This is a genomic window from Edaphobacter sp. (assembly GCF_028283685.1).
GTDB lineage: Bacteria > Acidobacteriota > Terriglobia > Terriglobales > Acidobacteriaceae > Edaphobacter.
In genome coordinates this window covers 1-19,434 of sequence record NZ_JAPWKF010000009.1, presented here as the reverse complement: position 1 = coordinate 19,434, position 19,434 = coordinate 1, and the positions used below count along the sequence as shown (strand labels likewise).

General features: G+C 60.8%; 17 protein-coding genes and 1 pseudogene. 13 read left to right on the top strand and 5 right to left on the bottom strand.

Annotation, left to right across the window (positions count from 1 at the left end; genetic code table 11):
* The first annotated feature begins 70 nt into the window (after positions 1–70).
* The 4 genes and pseudogenes from PW789_RS17225 (at position 71) to PW789_RS17215 (ending at position 4,169) form a co-directional block, all read left to right on the top strand.
* Positions 71–3,538 carry a TonB-dependent receptor gene (locus tag PW789_RS17225; protein WP_299378919.1) on the top strand — a complete coding sequence of 1,156 codons (3,468 nt, stop codon included), beginning with the start codon at positions 71–73 and terminating at the stop codon, positions 3,536–3,538.
* Positions 3,539–3,667: 129 nt separating this feature from the next.
* A complete protein-coding gene (locus PW789_RS17220) occupies positions 3,668–3,970 on the top strand; it encodes a hypothetical protein (RefSeq protein WP_299378917.1) in 303 nt (100 codons plus the stop codon).
* A 1-nt stretch (position 3,971) separates the two neighbouring features.
* Positions 3,972–4,028: pseudogene (locus PW789_RS20230) on the top strand (hypothetical protein); the annotation flags it as partial.
* 12 nt (positions 4,029–4,040) lie between these two features.
* On the top strand, positions 4,041–4,169 hold the full coding sequence (locus PW789_RS17215) for a hypothetical protein (protein WP_299378915.1): 129 nt from the start codon (positions 4,041–4,043) through the stop codon (positions 4,167–4,169).
* A 116-nt stretch (positions 4,170–4,285) separates the two neighbouring features.
* On the opposite strand, the gene PW789_RS17210 is transcribed toward PW789_RS17215, so the two are convergent.
* Complete coding sequence (locus tag PW789_RS17210; RefSeq protein WP_299378913.1) at positions 4,286–6,067, bottom strand: CCA tRNA nucleotidyltransferase; 1,782 nt, start codon at positions 6,065–6,067, stop codon at positions 4,286–4,288.
* A 212-nt stretch (positions 6,068–6,279) separates the two neighbouring features.
* Here PW789_RS17210 and PW789_RS17205 point away from each other — a divergent pair, with 212 nt between their 5' ends.
* Genes PW789_RS17205 through PW789_RS17190 form a run of 4 tightly spaced genes read left to right on the top strand, consistent with a single transcriptional unit; the run spans position 6,280 to position 9,160 of the window.
* On the top strand, positions 6,280–6,873 hold the full coding sequence (locus tag PW789_RS17205) for a hypothetical protein (protein WP_299378911.1): 594 nt from the start codon (positions 6,280–6,282) through the stop codon (positions 6,871–6,873).
* 35 nt (positions 6,874–6,908) lie between these two features.
* Positions 6,909–7,916 carry a UDP-3-O-(3-hydroxymyristoyl)glucosamine N-acyltransferase gene (gene lpxD, locus PW789_RS17200; protein WP_299378909.1) on the top strand — a complete coding sequence of 336 codons (1,008 nt, stop codon included), beginning with the start codon at positions 6,909–6,911 and terminating at the stop codon, positions 7,914–7,916.
* A 51-nt stretch (positions 7,917–7,967) separates the two neighbouring features.
* Positions 7,968–8,771: a response regulator gene (locus PW789_RS17195; protein WP_299378907.1), complete on the top strand. Its 804-nt coding sequence runs from the start codon at positions 7,968–7,970 to the stop codon at positions 8,769–8,771.
* Positions 8,772–8,803: 32 nt separating this feature from the next.
* Complete coding sequence (locus tag PW789_RS17190) at positions 8,804–9,160, top strand: hypothetical protein (protein WP_299378905.1); 357 nt, start codon at positions 8,804–8,806, stop codon at positions 9,158–9,160.
* 10 nt (positions 9,161–9,170) lie between these two features.
* On the opposite strand, the gene PW789_RS17185 is transcribed toward PW789_RS17190, so the two are convergent.
* The gene (locus PW789_RS17185) at positions 9,171–10,385 is read right to left on the bottom strand and encodes an MFS transporter (protein WP_299378904.1); all 1,215 of its coding nucleotides are present in this window, start codon (positions 10,383–10,385) and stop codon (positions 9,171–9,173) included.
* Positions 10,386–10,526: 141 nt separating this feature from the next.
* Here PW789_RS17185 and PW789_RS17180 point away from each other — a divergent pair, with 141 nt between their 5' ends.
* The 4 genes from PW789_RS17180 to PW789_RS17165 all read left to right on the top strand — a co-directional run bounded on the left by PW789_RS17180 (position 10,527) and on the right by PW789_RS17165 (position 15,531).
* Positions 10,527–11,528, top strand: coding sequence for an aldo/keto reductase (locus PW789_RS17180; protein ID WP_299378903.1), 1,002 nt, complete (start codon positions 10,527–10,529; stop codon positions 11,526–11,528).
* 315 nt (positions 11,529–11,843) lie between these two features.
* Complete coding sequence (locus PW789_RS17175) at positions 11,844–13,043, top strand: hypothetical protein (protein WP_299378902.1); 1,200 nt, start codon at positions 11,844–11,846, stop codon at positions 13,041–13,043.
* Between the two features lie 208 nt (positions 13,044–13,251).
* A complete protein-coding gene (tmk, locus tag PW789_RS17170; protein ID WP_299379243.1) occupies positions 13,252–13,926 on the top strand; it encodes a dTMP kinase in 675 nt (224 codons plus the stop codon).
* 45 nt (positions 13,927–13,971) lie between these two features.
* Positions 13,972–15,531: a cytochrome P450 gene (locus PW789_RS17165; RefSeq protein ID WP_299378901.1), complete on the top strand. Its 1,560-nt coding sequence runs from the start codon at positions 13,972–13,974 to the stop codon at positions 15,529–15,531.
* A gap of 84 nt (positions 15,532–15,615) precedes the next feature.
* On the opposite strand, the gene PW789_RS17160 is transcribed toward PW789_RS17165, so the two are convergent.
* The 3 genes from PW789_RS17160 to PW789_RS17150 all read right to left on the bottom strand — a co-directional run bounded on the left by PW789_RS17160 (position 15,616) and on the right by PW789_RS17150 (position 18,880).
* Positions 15,616–16,200: an outer membrane beta-barrel protein gene (locus tag PW789_RS17160; protein ID WP_299378900.1), complete on the bottom strand. Its 585-nt coding sequence runs from the start codon at positions 16,198–16,200 to the stop codon at positions 15,616–15,618.
* A gap of 160 nt (positions 16,201–16,360) precedes the next feature.
* Complete coding sequence (locus PW789_RS17155; RefSeq protein WP_299378899.1) at positions 16,361–16,987, bottom strand: YbhB/YbcL family Raf kinase inhibitor-like protein; 627 nt, start codon at positions 16,985–16,987, stop codon at positions 16,361–16,363.
* Positions 16,988–17,047: 60 nt separating this feature from the next.
* Positions 17,048–18,880, bottom strand: coding sequence for a hypothetical protein (locus PW789_RS17150; RefSeq protein WP_299378898.1), 1,833 nt, complete (start codon positions 18,878–18,880; stop codon positions 17,048–17,050).
* Positions 18,881–19,140: 260 nt separating this feature from the next.
* On the opposite strand from PW789_RS17150, the gene PW789_RS17145 reads away from it, so the two are divergent.
* Complete coding sequence (locus tag PW789_RS17145; RefSeq protein ID WP_299378896.1) at positions 19,141–19,398, top strand: hypothetical protein; 258 nt, start codon at positions 19,141–19,143, stop codon at positions 19,396–19,398.
* Positions 19,399–19,434 lie beyond the last annotated feature (36 nt).

Genomic DNA, 19,434 nt, shown 5'->3' with positions numbered 1-19,434 from the left:
AAGACAACATTTTGAGGAGACACCGATGCAAACTCGAGTTCGATTCTTTCGACTCCTAACCTTGGCGCTTATGGCCGTCTGTAGCGTAGTTGCAACCGCACAGACAATCACTGGCGGCATCAACGGTATTGTTACCGACTCATCTGGCGCTGTTATTCCCAACGCCAAGATCGTGGCAACCAACGTCGAAACCGGCGTGGCAACCCCGACAACTTCCAACAACGACGGCGTCTACGGCCTCCGCTTCCTCCAGATCGGACGCTACAAGGTCACCATCGACGCCCCCGGCTTCGCCACCTCCAACTTCGGTCCCTTCGTCCTCGAGACAGGCCAGAACGCCAAGATCGACGCCAAGCTTTCGCTGGCCGGCACTGAGCAGAAGGTCTCCGTCAACTCCGAGCTCGTTCCGCTGATCAACACCGAAAGCCCCGTGCTCTCGACCACGCTCGACACGCGCGCCATCGAGAACATCCCTCTCGTCGGTCGTAATCTGACAGCCATTACGATGTTTCTTCCCGGATCGGTCAGCACCCAGCCCAATAGCTTTGTCAGCAACGCAGCCGTCTCCGGCCCGCTTAGCGGCAATAATGCCAGCGGTCAGAGCAGCGGAGCTTCCGTCTCCGTCAATGGCAACCGTCAGCAGGCCAACCAGTACATCCTCGATGGTATGAACATCAACCAGACCCTCGACGACACCCAGGGCTACGTTCCCAACGTCGATGCCATCGGCCAGGTTCAGGTCATCTCTTCCAACGCCGGCGCCGAGTATGGCAACGTCAACGGTGGCGACGTTCTCTATCAGACCAAGAGCGGTACCAATAACTGGCACGGAAGCATGTTCTACTTCCTCAACAACTACAACCTCGACGCGAACAGCTGGAAAAACAACTACACCAGCATTGCGAAAAACTCCTACACCCGCAACCTGTTCGGTGGAACCTTCGGCGGTCCTATCGTCAAGGACAAGCTCTTCTTCTTCGTCGACTATCAAGGTGGCCGCTTCCACTCCGGCGGTGCGTCCACTGCGAGCGTCTATACCGCGAAGATGCGTCAGGGCGATTTCTCCGAACTCCTGGACCCTGCCATCATGGGCGCAGGCAAGACCATCCAGCTATACGACGCGACGACAGCTGGCCTTCCGGCCTATGCCAACAATAAGGTTCCGGTCACCAACCCCGCCGCGCAGTATCTCTTTGCGCACCCGGAGCTCTATCCTCTTCCCAACTTCGCTGCAACCGCCGGTACGCCGACCCAGAACAATTACCATGGCCTCCAGAAGCAGCGGAACTATGGCAATCAGTTCGATGTCAAGGTCGACTATAAAGTCAGCGACAAGGACAACCTGTCTGTTCGCTACTCCCAGATGGACAGCGGACAAACGACGACGAATGCTTTGATCACCAGCTTTAACAGCGCTCCTACCTTCCCCTTCAAGAGCGTGGCCATCAACGAAGTCCACACCTTCAGCCCTTCGGTCATCAATGAGTTCCGTGCCGGCTACACCCGCGTTCAGAACAACGGTGCGGTCCTGCTCGACCCCAGCGGCGCCTTCGGCCTGAACGGCAACAGCCTTCTCGGCATTCCTGGCGGTCAGTCGTTTGCCGGTTTCTCGGGCCTCACCATGGCCAACTCGGCCAGCCCTCAGGGATTCTCCGCAACGAACGGATCCAGCGACTTCACCACTATCGGTAACTCCAACACCGGTACCAACTACACTCTCAACACCTTTCTCTACGGCGACAACCTCACCTGGTCGAAGAACCGGCACACCTTCAAGTTCGGTGCCCAGTTCCTCCGCCAGCAGCAGAACAACTTCTACCCCGGCAATGATGGCTCGCTCGGTGGCTTCTACTACCTCGGCGCCGGAACCGCAAGTGGAACGACAGGCGGATACACTGGAGCCGACTTCGTCCTGAACCGCGCTGGCTTCGTCAGCAAGGGCGGCGTCTCGGGACCGGTTGGCATGCGCTCCTGGCGTAGTGCTTACTTCGCACAGGACGACTGGAAAGTCTCCTCAAACCTCACCCTCAGCCTCGGTGTCCGCTACGAATACGTTCAGCCGATCTATGAGGTCAACAACAAGATGTCGACGATCGATCCGGCCAACCCATCGGTCATTCTGCTGGCTGGCTCCTCGCAGGCTAAGGCCGCTGGATACAACCGGGCACTCGTCGATCCTTTCTACGGTAGCGTCATGCCCCGTATCGGTTTCGCCTACCAGCCGACTCCTCGCCTGGTGGTCCGCGGCGGATACGGAATCCAGAACTTCATGGAAGGAACCGGTGCGAATCTTCGCATGACCACCAACCTTCCCTTCCAGGGCTCTTATCAGGCCTCAGGCCTCCAGTCCAATTCGACGGGTAGTGTCCCGGGACAGTTCTTCACCGCACAGAGCGGATTCGGAACAGCAAGCGGCACGGGTGGTGCAACCGGAGTCGTCTATAACGTCTGGAACAAGAAGATCAAGCCTGCCTTCATCGGCGAGTACAGCTTGACCCTCGAGTATCAGATCAGCAATACCGCCTCCTTCCAGATCGGCTACGTCGGTGAGACGGGTGCCCATCTCGTCACGGCAAATCGGCGGAATGCGCTTGCAACTCCATGCGTCATCAATGGGGTCATTCAAGCGTTCCCGGCCACCGGAGCAGCACAACCTACAGGTTGCCCCAAGTCTCCCTACCAGGACACACCGGGTGTAGGCTACACCGGTAACATCCGTTACACCGACTCCAACGCAATGATGAACTACAACGCCCTCCAGACGACCTTCCGTCAGCGCCTGGCCCACGGTCTGCAGTACACCGCAAACTACACCTATAGCCGCGCCATGACCAACAGCCTCGGCTTCTATGGCGCCCCCGGCATCAACAACCCCAGCGCTTACGCACAGAACGTCTACAACCTCGGCGGCGACTACGGCCCAACCGGACAGGACGTTCGCAACGCTGTCAACTTCAACCTCGTCTACGATCTTCCTATTGGTCGCGGACGCAAATATGGCGCCGGCATGCCTCTCATTGTGGATGAGGTCGTGGGCGGATGGAAGGTCGGTCTGACCGGCATCGTCTACTCCGGCTTCCCCACCACCCTCAGCGCAAGCAACAACTCTCAAGTAAATAGTGGCGCCCAGCGTCCAAACCAGTATCGGAAGATCAAGGTTGTCAATCGTTCCATCACCAACTGGTTCGGAACCGATCCGTCCGCGACTCCCTGCACTACGGCTGGCGTTGATAATGGTGTCTGCGCCTATGGTCAACCGGCGTTCGGTACCTTCGGTACTGCCCGCGTCGGCTCCGAGCGTGCCCCTGGCTTCTCGACGTATGGAGCTTCGGTCACCAAGGACTTCACCATCTGGCATGAGCAGCAGATCAACTTCCGCGCTGATGCCGACAACCTGTTCAACAACGCGTTTCTCGGCAATCCGGGAAACAACATCCAAACTCTGACCTCGTCTGGCTTCGGCAACATCAGCAACCAGGGTACGCCGATCCGGTCCAACCCAAGGACGATGCAGCTGTCCGTCAAGTACCACTTCTAACCAACCACTACCCTCGGGCCCGGTCTCCTCTGGAGATCGGGCCTTTTTCTTTGCCACTCCCGCTCATCCCCTTCCCTCTCCCGCCGATAGACCAAACAACACCATCCGCGCAGGAGACCATAACCACCCATGGCCACGTCCATTGACGAGCAGAGCGCCCTTCGAGCTGAACTGACTGACACCAACAATCTCGACAAGACCGTCGAAGAGGTCTTTGCCACCATGCTTGGTTCGCAGGTCACGCTGTCGGAGTCCGGCCTCGCTCCCAGCAATGTCCCCATCACGTTGACCGCCGTCATCGGCCTGGCCGGCGCACTCAGCGGCGCCTTCACCATCGTCGTCAACGAGGCCACCGCCAAGCGCATCGCCTCCATCATGCTCGGCATCGAAATCCAGCGAGCTCAACAGCGACGTCTACGACGCCGTCGGTGAGATCGCCAACATCCTCTCCGGAGCCTGGAAGTCCAGGATCCCTCCGCTTCACGGCGGTTGCCTCCTCACCGTGCCAACCGTCGTCACCGGCACCAGCTACGACGTCCATCGCAAGGCCACGACCTTCCGCATGGCGCGGAGCTACCACTTCGTCGATGCCCCACTGACGATCAACATCTTCGGCGAGCCCCAGTTCTGATCCTGGCCGAGCTTCAGCTTTGAGCGGGCTCGCCGCGTAGGAGCAGCATTGCCGCTTAAAAGAACCAGGCCGAGCCAGTAACTGCTGGCTCGGCCGAAGATCTTAACGCCTTCGCTCTAGCGCTTCTTGCTGCTCTTCGCAGCGACCTTCTTTGCCACCGGTTTGGGAGCAGGCTTCTTGACTGCCGTCTTTTTGACCACCACCGGCTTCTTCGCCGCGACCTTCTTCGGTGCCGGTTTAGCAGGAGCCTTCTTGACGACCGCCTTCTTTGCCGCCACCACCTTCTTCGGTGCCGGTTTAGCAGGGGCCTTCTTGACGACTGCCGGCTTGGAGACGACCTTCTTCGCCGGTGCAGCCTTGATCGGAGCCTTCTTCACCGGCGCCGCAGTCACGGCCTTCTTGGCCGCAGCAACCGGAGCGGCAACCACCTTCTTGGCATCCTTCTTCACTGCGGAAGCTGCGGTCTTCTTCTCTGTCGCAGGAGCGGCAGCAGATGCTGCGATCTCCTCGACCGGCTGCTGACCCTCTGCAGGCGCAGCTGCTGCGGCCTTCTTCTTGCTCTTCGAAGGCTTCGCATCCTTCCGCGTCGCCCGCGCGCGGCGCAGGTGCACCGGCGGCGGAGGCGCTGGAGGCGAATACGGCTCCAGGAACGCCTTCATCTCTTCGACCGTTCCCAGCTTGCCGTCCATCAGCTCGAAGAACAGCTTCTCCAGCAGCTCATCGTATCCCGCTACGTCTGGAGTGATACGCATCTCCTGCATCAGCGCATAGGGGATCTTCTGCCGCGCCTGCGGCCACTCCCCATAGAAGCCCTTCAGCTTGTTCTGCACACCAGCCGTCTTCACATGGTGCGCCGCCCACAGCACGGCCTCTGGACGAGCGGCATACAGCAGCTTCCAGGCCTGCGACGGATGTGCCGCTTCTTTGCTCGAGAGCTGCGCGGCAAACGCCTTGCCTTCTGCCTCCAGCCCGTCGATGTCGGCGGAAAATCCATGCCTGACGAAACTCTTCTTCAGATCCGCCACATCCTTCGGAGCCATCTTAGCCGTCAGCAGCGGGAAGTTGGACGCCGCCGCCTCTGCCTGGATGCCCTGCATATGCAGCTGCATCTGAGAATCCCGGAGACGTTCGATCTCTGCCAGATTGGCCTTCGTCGAACCGATCGCCGGATTCAGATGTTTGATCCAGTCCTCAGCTTCCAGACGCCTGATCACCCGCAGCGGATCTTCCTCGAGGAAGATCTCCTCCGTCTCGTATCCCTGCTGCCATGAAGTCATGACGGCGATGTAGTTCTCTTCTTTGCCCGTCTCGTAGCGGCTGCGCGTCTTTTCATCCAGCTGCCATCCCAGCCTGGCCATGAACCGCACCGCGCGAATCATCTGAACCGGGTCCTCGATGAAGCCATAAGGATTCACCAGTCTCAGTTCACGGTTCTCGATGTCGGCCACGCCATTCAGCGGGTCCATCAGCAGACCATACGATCCCTGGTTCAGGCTGAGCGCCATGGCGTTGGCCGTAAAGTCGCGCCGCCTCAAATCTTCCTGAATCGTCGCGGCTTTGTAGACCGGCTTGCCGGGCTTCGGGTACGTGACAGAAAGCGTCGAACCAATCTCCATCCGTACGCCACCGGGAAATTCCACGTAAATCGCCTGAGTCGCCTCAGACTCCCCGGAGATCTTCCCGCCAGCCTTCTCTATATCTTTCTTTAACTTAAGGGCGTTTCCCTGAACAACAACATCAAGGTCTCTCACCGGTGAGCCACTTGTCAGGTCGCGAACCGCGCCACCCACCAAAAATACGTTAAACCCTTTGCTTCCAGATACTTCTCGAACTTTTTCGAGCGCTGACTGCTGCGCCTTTGAAAGCCGGTTCTCCAGTAAATAGATGTAATCGGCCATAATCTGTTGGCAATCGCTCCAAGCCGGTCTTAAGCGTCCTGCTTTTCCTCAAACATCCGGCACTAAGCCACGGAAAATCAAACGCTTAGAAAGATCAAACGATCCTGACGCAAAAGCTGACTGTAACACAGCGTTGGCGAATTGACTACTCCGCACGAAGCTTTTGTGAGCCGCCCCACAGGCCCGCGTGCGACAATCCGCCGAGAAGAACCATGTCCTCGGCCCATAAAAAAGTCATCGTCCGCCGCTTCCTCGGCGACACCATCCCAGGGTATCTGCCCCTGTCGCAGTTCGTACGCTCCCGCGGAACTGGCCAGCCAGAGGACCGCTCCATTGACCTGCTCGATCTCTCCGGACGCATCCTCTCGCTTCCGCTCGGCGAGGTGAAATACATCTGCTACGTCCGCGATTTCAACCTTAACGACACTGCCAACCCCGAGCGCCTCACCCGTCGAACCTTCCTCGCCCGTCCCCGCACCGAGGGCCTGTGGCTGCGGCTCTCCTTCCGCACGTCCTCTGGCGTCCCCGCCTCCCCCTCCGCTGAGGTCGAGCAGTTCGAAGGCCTGGCTCCGCTCGACCTCTCCCTCGCCGACGACCTGATCGACGACGCTGGCCTCTTCCTCGTCCCGCCCGACATCCGCTCCAACACCCAGCGCATCTACATTCCGCGCTCCGCCATCACCGAGCTCCAGCTGCTGGCCGTCATTACCACTCCCTCCCGCCCCAAGCCCGCTCCCGCATCCTCCGCGCCGTCGCTGCAGGACGATCTCTTCGACACCCTGCCACCCAGCTCCCGGCCCAACTAAAGCCTTCCGACGCAAACTCCGTTAAAATCCCCTCCATGAAGCTCGCAGATCTGGCCCAGCACCTTGGAGCCACCCTCACCGGTGACCCCGATCAGACCATCACCGGGGTTGCCACCATCGAGACCGCCTCTCCCGGCCAGCTCACCTTCGTCGCCAACCCCAAGTACGCCGCCCTCGCCCGCACCACAGGCGCCTCGGCCGTCCTGGTCGAGCCCGACTTCCCTGAGATCGCTCCCGCCACCCTGCGCATTTCCAACCCCTACCTCGCCTTCGCCCACGCGATTGAGCTCTTTCACCAGCCTCCCAGCTACGCTCCCGGCATCCACCCCAGTGCCGTCATCGCCCCCACGGCAACCATAGGAGCCAACGCCCACATCGGCTCCTACGTGGTCATCGGCGACAACGCCGTCATCGGTGATAACGCCATCCTGCTGCCCCACGTCGTCATCTATCCCAACGTTCGCGCCGGTAACAATCTCTTCGCCCACGCCCACGCGGTCGTCCGTGAGTTCTGCCAGCTCGGCGACAACGTCATCCTGCAGAACGGCGCCATCATCGGGGCCGACGGCTTCGGCTTCGCCAAGCAGAAGGACGGCAGCTGGTACAAGATCCAGCAGTCCGGCCCCACCATTCTCGAAGATGACGTCGAGGTCCAGGCCAACGCCTGCATCGACCGCGCCTCCCTCGGCGAGACCCGCATTCACTCCGGCGCCAAGATCGACAATCTCGTCCAGGTCGGCCACGGCTCCACCGTCGGCCAGAACACCCTGCTCTGCGCCCAGGTCGGCCTCGCCGGCTCCACCATCATCGGCAAGAACGTCATCCTCGCCGGGCAGGTCGGCGTCGCCGGCCACTGCACCGTCGGCGACGGGTCCATCGCTACCGCCCAAAGCGGCATCCCCTCAGACGTCCCCCCCGGCAAGGTTGTCAGCGGCTATCCCGCCGTCGATAATCGGCAGTGGCTCAAAACCGTCGCCATGATCAACCGCCTCCCCGACCTCCTGAAGAGCCTTAAGTCATCGGCGAAAAATAATGAAAAATAAGGCCTCTGCGGGTTAACTCAACCTCAGCCCGCAGCATCCAACCGACTAGCTATGGACGAGTGGACAGGACAGGGTGGAGGTGTGTCTGCGGGCACGAGGAACGTCCGCGTCCTCCTGCTCGACGACGAACCCGCCAATCTTCACCTTCGTACCGCCATCCTGCGCCAGCACGGCTACCACTGCATCCCCGCCGCGACCATCGATGAGGCCATCGAAGTCTTCGACCAGATAGACATCGCCGTGCTCGACTATCATCTCGGCTCCGGCAAGTTCGGCACCGAGGTCGCCTACGCCCTCCGCCGCTCCCGCCCCGCTGTCCCCATCATCATCCTCTCGGCCACCCTCGAACGCCACTTCGGAGGCGCCGAAGACATGCACCTGCTCAAGGGCTACAGCTCTGTCGAAGACCTGCTCAGCGCCCTCAGCGCCCTCGAGGCCAAGCGACGTGGCGTCCCCGTCGTCGTCGATGCCCGCGACTTCTTCTACTCCCGCATCGCCATGGCCATCGGCTCCGACGTCCTGGTCCAGATCTTCGACCACACCGGCATCTGGATGCACTGCAACGATGCCGCCGCCGAGTATCTCGGCCAGCCCCGCGACTGGTTCCCCGGCCGCTGCGTCTTCGACGAGATGCCCACTCTCATGCGCGACTGGCGCGACGTCCTTCGCACCGTCTCCCACACCCGCGAGACCTACATCGACCGCACCCGCCGCGGCCTCCTCGCCCTGCCCAAGACCGGCGAGCTGAACGTCACCTGGAGCGTCCTCGCCTTCCCCATCACCCTGCACGATGACCGCTCCGGCGTCGTCCTCACCGCCCGCATCCTCGAACGCAATAACGGCCTCTTCTCCTGAACCGCCGCCGCCGCCTGCTACCCTTGAGTTGTATGCGCTTGCTTTGTGCTCTTGCAGTCCTGCCGGTCCTCGCTCTCGCGGGTTGTCACTCCGCCTACGTCGAGACCACCGTCTCTAACCACACCGCGCAGCCCATGCAGCTGATCGAAGTCGACTACCCCAGCGCCAGCTTCGGCACCCAGACTCTTGCCCCGGGAGCCACCTTCCACTACCGCTTCAAGGTGCTCGGCGAGGGCAAGATGAAGCTCATCTACACCGATACCGCCAACCAGGAAAAGAAGTTCGACGGCCCCCTGCTCAAGGAAGGCGCCGAAGGCCCGCTCACCATCACCATCGCCGACAACGGCGTCCAGTGGCAGCCAGGCCCACACGTCCTGCCAGCGAACTAGCCTCCCTCGCTCACGAGGAGATGGCGGTCTTGCTCCGCACCGAGATGGCCATCGTCCCCACCACCAGTAGCGCCACCAGCACCATACCCGCAGTCGCCAGGAACGCCGCCCCGTAGCCGTGGCTGCGAATCACCGCGCCCGCCAGTGGTCCCGAGAGAAACAGCGACAGATCCACAAAGGCCGTGTACACGCCAAGCACCGCACCCCGCACCGATGCAGGAAAGGCCTTCGCCGCCTCCACGCCCAGCGCCGGAAACACCAGCGAAAATCCCAGCCCGGTCAATCCGCTCGCGACATAGGCCAGCGCATGGGTGTGCGTCAGCCCAAGCATCGCCAGCCCCGCCAGTTCCACCGCCAGCGAGACCAGCGTCACAGTAAATCCACCATACCGGGCGATCACCCCGGGAAACAGCAGCCGCACCCCCACAAAGCAAAGACCGTAGATCGTCAGCGACAGCGGAGCGCCCTGCCAGCCCGCCTGCGCAAAGTACAGTGCGATAAACGTAGCAATAACGCCAAAGCCCATGCCGCCCAGGGCCAGCCCCGCGCCATACGGCATCACCCTCAGCAGGATGCCGCCCATCGGGGCCCTCTTCCCCTTCGCCGCCGCCGTCGGGGCCATTCTCTCGGCAGCCACATAGCTTCCCAGGCAGATCGCCATGATCATCGCGCCCACCGACCAGAAACCCCAGCGCTCGCCCAGCAGCGTTCCCAGCGGAGCACCCACCGCCAGCGCCGTATACGTCGCCACACCGTTCCACGAGATCACCCGCGCCGTGTGATCCACCCCCACGCGCCCGATCCCCCACATCGTCGCGCCCGTCGAGGTCAGGCTCTCCCCCGCACCCAGCGCCAGGCGGCTCAGGATCAGCAGGCTCAGCCCCAGCCACATCGTCCTCTGCGCCAGGTGAGCCGTAACGATCAGCAGACCGCTCAGCGCTCCCAGCAGCAGACCGTAGCGCACCGTTACCTTCGGTCCGCGCACATCCGACATGTGCCCCGCCAGGGGACGCGAAGCGAACGTCGCGATGTACTGCGCGCTCACGATCAACCCGGCGATCACCGTGCTCAACCCCAGGCCCAGGTGCAGGTACGAGGGCAGCAACGCCAGCGGCGCGCCGATCGACAGATACGCCACAAACGTAAACGCCACCGCCGGAAGCGTGAGCTTCGTCACCTCGCGGTCGGTGAGAGATCTGGATGGATGGAGGGTAGCGCTGGACATCGTAAAAGTCGTAAAAAGCGTATAGCTGATCCCATTATCTCAGGATCGATCTTGAGCATTCAAACCGTATACCGCTATACACGCCGCTCATCCTCGATGACCTCGGCGCATCCTCTGCAGCTCCGCCTCATCTAAGCCCACATGAGCATCGACAGCATCAGGCTAGGATCACAAGGCGCAGTCGTCTCCCGTATGGGACTCGGCTGTATGGGCATGAGCGAGTTCTACGGCGAACGCAACGACGAGGAGTCCGCCGCGACCATACTCCGCGCGCTCGACCTCGGCATCACCTTCCTCGACACCGCAGACACCTACGGCATCGGCGACAACGAAGAACTCATCGGCAAAACCATCAGGTCACGCCGCGACGAGGTCTTCCTCGCCACCAAATTCGCCAACATCCGCAAGAAGGACGACCCCACCTACTGGATCGTCAGCGGCAAGCCGGAATACGTCCACCAGGCCTGTGACGCCTCCCTCAAGCGCCTCGGCGTCGATACCATCGACCTCTACTACCAGCACCGCGTCGACCCCGAAGTTCCCATTGAAGACACCGTCGGTGCGATGGCCGAGCTGGTGAAAGCGGGCAAAGTAAAGTACCTCGGCCTCTCCGAAGCCCAGCCCGCCACCATCCGCCGCGCCCACAAGGTTCACCCCATCACCGCGCTTCAGACCGAGTACTCCCTCTGGGAGCGCGGCGTCGAAGACGAGATCCTGCCCACCGTGCGTGAGCTCGGCATCGGCTTCGTCCCCTACTCCCCGCTCGGCCGGGGCTTTCTCACCGGCGCCATCAAGAACAAGTCCGACTTCGGCACCGGAGACTTCCGCGCCGAACGCTACCCTCGCTTCGCCGGCGAAAACTTCGACAAGAATCAGGTCCTCGTCGATCGCGTCACCGCCATCGCCGACCGCAAGGGCGTCAAGCCCGGCCAGCTCGCCCTTGCATGGGTGCTCGCCAAGGGCAACGACCTTGCCCCCATCCCCGGCACCAAGCGCCGCAAGTACCTCGAAGAAAATGCAGCCGCAGCCGACATCAAGCTGAGCCCGGCAGAGGTCTCAGAGCTTGAGGCCGCCTTTCCAAAAGAAGAGATCGCAGGCGAGCGCTACAACGAACTCCAGATGGAGCGCATCCGCAACTCATAACAAACCCTTCAAGCCAACCAGGCACGTGAGCATTTAAGGCCAATTCCCGGCAACTGCTTACGTGCCTGAACGGCGTTTATGAGAACTAATCCGAAACCTCCGTTATTGCTGGGGATACGCCCATAACCCAACCGAATACCCTGATCTTTTTTGAACATCGAAGCCGATCCAACTGATGCCGATCTGTCAGGTGTCACAGGAAACTCGGCATGCAAAACGACAATTCTTGATGCGGACAGGCGGCAACTATGTGATGTTTAAGGACGCATGACATCGGCCACTACAGTCCGTAAATTTCGCTGCGCAGCTGTAGCAATGCTTGGCCTTCTCCTTCTGCTTGGAGCCATCGTCCGTATCGAGTCCTATCTCTTCAGACGGCAGGCCGAGCACTTGATGGCCGATTTCCAAGCCCTGAAGCTTCGCCAAACCAAGTGGCCCGAAGCAGAGAGTCTGACTCATAAGTGGGGGAAGTACGGACACTATCAAGGAGACTGCAACGCTTCTTTCTGTCGCTACACCATAACGCTGAGAAGTCCCATGGAGTTGGTGGAAGCACGATTTGGACGAGCGTTGGACCATGTCCCGACCCGTCAGATTGTATTGGGTCTCTTCAGGCTTAGTTGGTTTCTCGGAGGCAGGGACGCAGACTTGAGCGTAACCTTTACCGTTCAAGACTCGATTGTTTTGCGAAAGAGCGCAGTCTTCATCTACCAGGTTCCTCCTTTTAGGGGTTTTGAGGGATATGCGCTTATCGCCACTAGCGGTGCAACGAGCCACCTAAGCTGGGATGGCTGGACCTACAGCGAGCAACTCGCCAAACATCCGTACTATAAGTACACGAGACCTGGAGGCTGCTCATTTTGTCTCATGGTCAATGTATCGTTTACCCCAGACGCTCCCGAATCGGAGATGCGTTGGCTGACTACTTTTAATCTGGCCTGCCTCACGAATTGGAGGCCCTGCCGCGATCTTGAAGACATCTATCCCGCATCCGAAGGCTGGCATCTCTATGACTGGCATCACAATGGAGTCCCGTCAGCGACGGGAAATCAAGAGAACAACAAGGTGACGGTACTTCCTGTTGAGTGCCGCATTCCAATTTTCGTTCGCGGTCGCGAAGCGGATCAGATATTGAGCGTAACTTCCCTAAAAAAATCTCAAGATCAGCAATTACACATTGAGGTGAATGAGAAAGCCACCGTGCGCCTGGACGGCGTTCTCAAAGGTTCTACCGGATATAAGGTCGGCGAATCGATCGATGTAATAGCGAGTACATATAGGTATTACGATCACTTTGAATATGCGCCATTGAAGATGGAGACACCTTTAACTCCCGGAGAGCCTTTTCTGCTTCTCTCGGTACGTGGCGAAAAAAAACCCGCGCCTCTACAACTAGAGCGATGCCTCGTCCTCCCCGATACTCCCGAGATCAGGGCAGAACTTCAACGGGGCATCGTACAGAATGACCTCCTCCGATATCCAGATCCGCATGCGAGTTATTTCATCCCCGACTAACAACATGCGTTACGTCCTCATTGACGCCCAATTCGTTCTTGGAAGCGATGTGCAATTGCGTCGGCATGAAGCTGCCGGTCATCCGCAATCCGGAAGCTTGAAGTTCAAAGATACGTCCCTAAAGGCGGCCTCTGCGCCACAGATCAAGCTGAATCTGCCCGCCCCATCTTTCTCCAACCCCAATCACACCATTTATCCTGTCCACAGCATGCCTCGCGGATACTTCATCACCTTCGAGGGCCTCGACGGCTCCGGCAAGACCACCCAGCTCCGCCGTCTCGCCGCCTCACTCGAGTCCGAGGGCCACAAGGTCGTAACCCTGCGCCAGCCCGGCGGCACCGTCCTCGGCGACCGCATCCGCTCCATCCTGCTCGACTCGCGCTCCGAGGCCACCCTCGGTCCCATCGCTCCGCTCGCCGAGATGGCCCTCATGTTCGCCGACCGCGCCCAGTCCATCCACGAGATCATCCTCCCCGCGCTCGCATCCGGCGCCATCGTCCTCTGCGACCGCTACACCGACTCCTCCGAGGCCTACCAGGGCGCAGGGCGCCAGCTCGGCTCCGAGCGCATCCTTGCCATGCACCGTGCCGTCTGCGACGACCTCCAGCCCGACCTCACCCTGCTCCTGCTGCCTCCGCTCGACTCCTCCCTCCACCGCGCCCGCCGCCGCAACCAGCGCAGCATGCAGCAGAAGGGCACCGACGAAGGCCGCTTCGAGCGCGAAGGCGACGAGTTCTACCGCCGCATCTATCACGCCTACGAGGCCATCGCCGCACGCGATCCGCAACGCGTCGTCGCCGTCCGCGATGACGCCGGCATCGAGCAGATCTTCGCACGCATCCGCGAGATCGTCTCCACACGCATCCCCGCACCCGTCGCCTGACCATCTAACCCTGCAATGAGCCGCCCCGACAGAAACAGATGGACCATGCCCCCGGGCCTCCGCTTCTCGCTGCCTTTCTACGCTCACAAGGACTGGGTCAAGCTCGGCGAGCCCATCCGGCTCTTCGAATATCTGCAGCGCACCTACGGCTCCATCGCCCACTACCGCTTCATGGGCACCCCCATCATCTTCGTCACCGACCCCGCCTACATCCAGGAGATCCTCGTCACCCAGGGCGCATCCTTCGTCAAGGAGCGCACCGTCCGCCGCATGAAGATCCTTCTCGGCGAAGGCCTCATCACCTCCGACGACCCCATCCACATCCGCAACCGCCGCATCGTCGCACCGGCATTCCACCGCCAGCGCATCGCCGCCTACGCCGATGAGATCGTCTCCAGCTCCGCAAACCACATCGCCTCCTGGAACGACGGCGAGACCCTCGACATCTCCGCCTCCATGATGTCCCTGTCGCTTGAGATCGTCGCCCGCACCCTCTTCCATACCAAGGTCACCGACGACATCCGTCGCATCAACGACGAGGTCAACGCCATCATGGAGATCTACAACTTCCTCGTCGCCTTCCCCCGCATGGAAACCGTCCTGGATCTCCCTTTTCCCGTACCTATCCCAAAGATCAACGCCTTCCGCCGCTCCAAGGCTCGCCTCGACGAGGTCGTCAACCGGCTCATCGCCGAACACCGCTCCACCGGCGAAGACCGCGGCGATCTCCTCTCCATGCTCATCGCCTCCCGCGACGAAGACGGCTCCGCGCTCTCCGACCAGCAGATCCGCGACGAGGTCCTCACCATCTTCCTCGCCGGCTACGAGACCACCGCCAACGCCCTCGCCTGGACCTGGTATCTCCTCTCCCAGAACCCCGAAGCCGAAGCCAGGCTCCACGCCGAACTCGACGCCGTTCTCGGTACGCCAACCAACGGCATCCCCTCCAACGAAGCGGTATTCCGACCGGACACGCACAAAAATGGAGTGGCATTCCGAGCGAAGCCCCAAAGGGACGAAGCCGAGGAACCCCCGCATTTTGCAATGCCAGGCGAGCCACCATCTCCAAACGTGTCATCCCGACCGGAGCGCGAAGCGCGCAGCGGAGGGACCCGCTTTTCGACCACGAATCCCTCCCTGCGGCACCGCCTGCCCACCCTCGCCGACTACCCCGCCCTCCGCTACACCGAGCAGGTCTTCGCCGAATCCATGCGCCTCTACCCGCCCGCCTGGGCCATGGGACGCATGTCCATCAAGCCCGTCACCCTCGGTCCCTATCGCATCCCCGCAGGTGCGCACTTCTTCATGAGTCAGTACATCGTCAGCCGGCGGCCCGAGCTCTTCCCCGACCCGCTACGCTTCGACCCTGACCGCTTCACCCCCGAGGCCAGGGCCGCCCGCCCGCGCTTTGCCTACTTCCCCTTCGGCGCCGGCAGCCGCCAGTGCATCGGCGAGAACTTCGCCTGGATGGAAGGCGTCCTCTCCATCGCCACCATCGCCAGCCGTTGGCGCATGGACTACCTCGGCACCACCACGCCCGTTCCGCAGGCCAAGATCACCCTCCGCCCGCGCGATCCCGTCATGATGCGCCTCCATCCGCGCTGAACGCAAAAAACCGCCGGCATGTCGTCCTGACACACCGGCGGCCTTTGAATCTTCTACTGATCTTTTTTGTTGAAGCGAAGAGCTTTACTTGAAGCGGAAGACAAGACCCGCACTCACCTGCAGCATCTTCGACGACGGCAGCGAGGTCGCCGCGCTTCCCACCGTCGCGCTCGAGATCGTCGTCAGCGAGCCGTAGCCAACTTCAAAGGCGCGGATATTCACCACCCGGCTCAGCTTGTAGTCCGCACCGGCAAAGACCGCCCACGTCGCACGCGTCGTCTTGATCGTGCTGTGCGGCGCACGCGTCGTTCCCGCGCCGCCCGACAGCTGCACATAAGGACGCCACATCGGAGACAGGTTCTTCGCCACCACCCGCGCACCCACCAGAAAGTCATTCAGGCGCGCATTGTTCGAACCCATGTAGGTATCGCGGACATCGAAGCCCACATCCACCGACTTGCCGTGATAACGGTCGTAGAACCCGCCAATGTTCACGCCCTCGAACCAGGCCGACTTATTTCCGTCTCCAAGGAAGGCAAAGGTGCCGCTGTCCGCCGTCGACGTGCTGATCCGCGCAGCAACAGGATTGATATACACACCGACCTGAGCGTGAGCGGAAGCAGGGATCAGACAGAGTGCCAACACAACTACCGAAAACCACAGTTTCATTTACTGAATCCTTGAGTCTGGAACGGGGGCTAAGCCAACCTGCCTTCAAGTGTATCCGGTCAAAGCCACTTCCGTCCCGTTTCGCGCCCCGCCAAACCCGTGACGGGCCAAAAACAGGGCGCTGGCCACCCAGCCAGCGCCTTCCGCCAACCCTCGCCCGCTACTTTACCTTCGGATTCAGCGAATACGTCCCGGTCAGCGACGCTTCGGCCAGAACATGCCCTTTCACGGCCTCCAGCACCTTATCGCCCGTAATCTCGCCGTCAATCTCCAGCGCCTCCACGTCCAGCGCATACAGCGTAAAGACATAGTGGTGCACGATCGTGTCGTTCCACGGAGGGCACGGCCCGTCATAGCCGAAGTAATCGCCCTCCATCTGCGCATCGCCCGCAAACCACTGCGTGTAGCTGTTCAGCCCATGGCGCATTCCTCCCGGAGCCGCCGGTCCGCGCTTGCCCCGCGCCGTAATTCCGTCCCCCTGGCTGCCCGCGGCAATCTCCCGCGTCTTCGCAGGAATATCCAGCAGCGTCCAGTGAAAGAAGTTCACCCGTGGCAGATCGGCAGGAACCTCCCTGCCCTCCTGATTCACGTCATCGCCCCTGCTCGGCACATCCGGATCGTGCACCACCAGAGCAAACGACTCCGTGCCCTCCGGCACCTCCGTCCACGCCAGCTCAGGATTCCGGTCCGTACTCAGCGCCACATGATTCGCCGCATCCGGCACCGCAAAGGCAAACTCGCCCGGAATCGCTTCCCCATCCTTAAAGCTCTTGCTCGTCAGTCTCATGCGGAATCATCTCCTCCCTCAACAATACAAACTCCTGCACAACTTTGCCGGCCCGCCATACTAGCTGCCACTACGCAGAAAACCGTCATCGTTGATAAAAATCGCTTTTGGTGAAGGAGAAGGGTCTTCAAAGATCACACTGTACAGCTCCGGAGAGCCTCCATTCGGTGTCAGCATCAACGTATATCCTTCAATCCTGTAAGTCCCCGCCGTAACGCTCTTCTTAGAAGCAACGGTCCCGGCCGCATTCGTATTGTCGAAGCTAGCCCCCGCGAAGCCCGACTTCTGGTACCGCCCATCCGGCGTGAACGTGATGTACTTCTCCGACACAACGCTATTCGACTGCCCGCCGATCGAACCCACCGAGGCAAACGTGCTTGTGTATTTGCCGCTCACCCGAAGTCCATGCACCGGAAGAATCCGTGTGTAGTGATGTCCATTCGTATCCAGCCCACCTTTATCTCCCGCCGACCACGGCCCCTGCGTCTCCTCCACCAGCCCATACTCCTTCAGCCACTTGAAGTGGATCTGACCACCACTGATGTCATAGGTGCCGCAGTTCTTCGGTCTCTTCTGGCACAACGCAGCGAAGTTCATATCATCGACGTGCCCATCCTCCGGCAGTTCGCTGTACGCCTGTCCGTTAGGAAACAGCATCACGTAGTACCGCTCCGCACGCAGGTCCATGCCTCCAAAGGCGTTCGGCATATTGATCAGTCCATTCGCCCAGTACAGCCCCTTCTGCCCGCCTGAACCCTTCGGCGGACGATTGAAGTCCCACAACGATGCCTCGGGCTGCGTTGCAAAACGCAGTGACGCCACCATCTCCTCAAACTCGTCGTCAGCCTTCGACATCAGGCTCTCCCAATCCGACCGCATCAGGATCATGGCCACAAACAACCGGCCATCCGGCAGCGCTACTCCCACAGCACGCACACGCGCTCGCGGATTGCCCGGCAGATTCAGCCTGCCTCCATCCCGCACCGTGCGCGCCTGCAGACCGCCGCGCGTCACACCCTTGCTGATGTACTTCAACTCCATCGGTGGCCCGGGAAAGTTTCTCCGCACCGCCACCGGAAAAGCCTGGTCGATACCTCCCTGCATCGGCTGCACCGTCAGCGAGATCAGAAGCTTCGCCTCGGCGCGGCTGGACCGCACCATTGTCACCATCGACTTCTGCAGAATCGCCTGGTCCGTCGCGCTCTTAGAGACCGTCCATCCGGCAGGCGGAGTAATCGAGGCATCGCCCACCGTCACTGGCCCGCTCGCCGCCACAGGAGCAGTCGGCGGCACTCCACCCTGCACCGTTGTATTCTCTTGCGACGTCGCCTGCCCCACAGAACCCCGCTGCGGCACGGAAGAGTTTGCACTGCCAGCGGCCGCAGCATTCGGCGAAGCTCCTCCGCTCACTGCACCTGCTCCCGCAGATGGAGCGACGGAATTCGTCCCCCCCTGCGCAATCGCAGCAGGTGGTGTCGCAGCGACACTCGCCGCAGCAATCCTGCTCAGCTCGGCTCCATACTGCTGCGAAGGATCATGCTCCGGCTCCCGCAACACATTCGCAATCCCCGCACACAGAAACGCCGACTTGAAGGCATGCGCATTGAACTCATTGAACGCCTCCTTCTTAAGCCCCTCATACTCTCCCGCCGCCAGCTCCGTCTTAACCGGCCCCGCCTCTAATTCCTTCCAATGATTCCTCTGCTGCCATGCAGCGACCACCATGGCATACTGCTGCAGCCCATTGCGATTTTTCAAAGTGCACCACGCCGCCAGCGAGAAGCCATAAGCCGACTGCTTCGCCGTCTGCGCCACAATCTGTACATCTTCAGATGAAAGGCGCTGCTGTTGGCCCGCAGCCTGCGCCCACACCATCACTCCTGCGCCAAGCAACAACCCGGCGCCTGCTCTAGGAAGGCGTAAGAAACTCATCCTGAAAGAGAAGGAAGAACGCGCCGAAGGGTTGCCAGCCTTCGCGCACTGTTAACACTTCTCAACACCTGTCGCCATTCATCAAAATTTCGTTTAGAAAAATCGCCGCAGCCCCTAACCCCGCTCCCACGCAGGCGTATCGTAAGTTCCCAAGAGGTGTCGCCGATGCTGATGCTCAGGAGAGACTTCCTTCGCCGCAGCGCCAAAGGCCTCGGGGCCGCATGGCTTGCCACCAGCTCGCCCGGCGCACTCATCGCGCTCGAACCGCTCCCCAAAAATTCACCGCGCAGGATGAAGTGGTGCTCGGCAACACCGGCATCCGTACCTCGCGCCTCGCCATGGGCACCGGCACTGTCGGCTTCGGAGGCTCCTCTAACCAGGTCAGGCTCGGCAACAACCCCTTCACCCGGCTCCTCCTCGACGGCTACAACGACAACGGCCTCCGCTTCTTCGATACCTCAGACTCCTACGGCTCATAACCCAAAGGTCGTAGGTTCAAATCCTACCCCCGCAAC

What these genes read in the sequence shown, in the direction of transcription:
- PW789_RS17225 (WP_299378919.1), top strand. Translation starts at nt 71, where the DNA reads ATGGCCGTCTGTAGCGTAGTTGCAACCGCACAGACAATCACTGGCGGC.
- PW789_RS17220 (WP_299378917.1), top strand. Translation starts at nt 3,668, where the DNA reads ATGGCCACGTCCATTGACGAGCAGAGCGCCCTTCGAGCTGAACTGACT.
- PW789_RS17210 (WP_299378913.1), bottom strand. Translation starts at nt 6,067, where the DNA reads ATGGCCGATTACATCTATTTACTGGAGAACCGGCTTTCAAAGGCGCAG.
- PW789_RS17205 (WP_299378911.1), top strand. Translation starts at nt 6,280, where the DNA reads ATGTCCTCGGCCCATAAAAAAGTCATCGTCCGCCGCTTCCTCGGCGAC.
- lpxD (WP_299378909.1), top strand. Translation starts at nt 6,909, where the DNA reads ATGAAGCTCGCAGATCTGGCCCAGCACCTTGGAGCCACCCTCACCGGT.
- PW789_RS17195 (WP_299378907.1), top strand. Translation starts at nt 7,968, where the DNA reads ATGGACGAGTGGACAGGACAGGGTGGAGGTGTGTCTGCGGGCACGAGG.
- PW789_RS17190 (WP_299378905.1), top strand. Translation starts at nt 8,804, where the DNA reads ATGCGCTTGCTTTGTGCTCTTGCAGTCCTGCCGGTCCTCGCTCTCGCG.
- PW789_RS17185 (WP_299378904.1), bottom strand. Translation starts at nt 10,385, where the DNA reads ATGTCCAGCGCTACCCTCCATCCATCCAGATCTCTCACCGACCGCGAG.
- PW789_RS17180 (WP_299378903.1), top strand. Translation starts at nt 10,527, where the DNA reads ATGAGCATCGACAGCATCAGGCTAGGATCACAAGGCGCAGTCGTCTCC.
- PW789_RS17175 (WP_299378902.1), top strand. Translation starts at nt 11,844, where the DNA reads ATGCTTGGCCTTCTCCTTCTGCTTGGAGCCATCGTCCGTATCGAGTCC.
- tmk (WP_299379243.1), top strand. Translation starts at nt 13,252, where the DNA reads ATGCCTCGCGGATACTTCATCACCTTCGAGGGCCTCGACGGCTCCGGC.
- PW789_RS17165 (WP_299378901.1), top strand. Translation starts at nt 13,972, where the DNA reads ATGCCCCCGGGCCTCCGCTTCTCGCTGCCTTTCTACGCTCACAAGGAC.
- PW789_RS17160 (WP_299378900.1), bottom strand. Translation starts at nt 16,200, where the DNA reads ATGAAACTGTGGTTTTCGGTAGTTGTGTTGGCACTCTGTCTGATCCCT.
- PW789_RS17155 (WP_299378899.1), bottom strand. Translation starts at nt 16,987, where the DNA reads ATGAGACTGACGAGCAAGAGCTTTAAGGATGGGGAAGCGATTCCGGGC.
- PW789_RS17145 (WP_299378896.1), top strand. Translation starts at nt 19,141, where the DNA reads ATGGCTTGCCACCAGCTCGCCCGGCGCACTCATCGCGCTCGAACCGCT.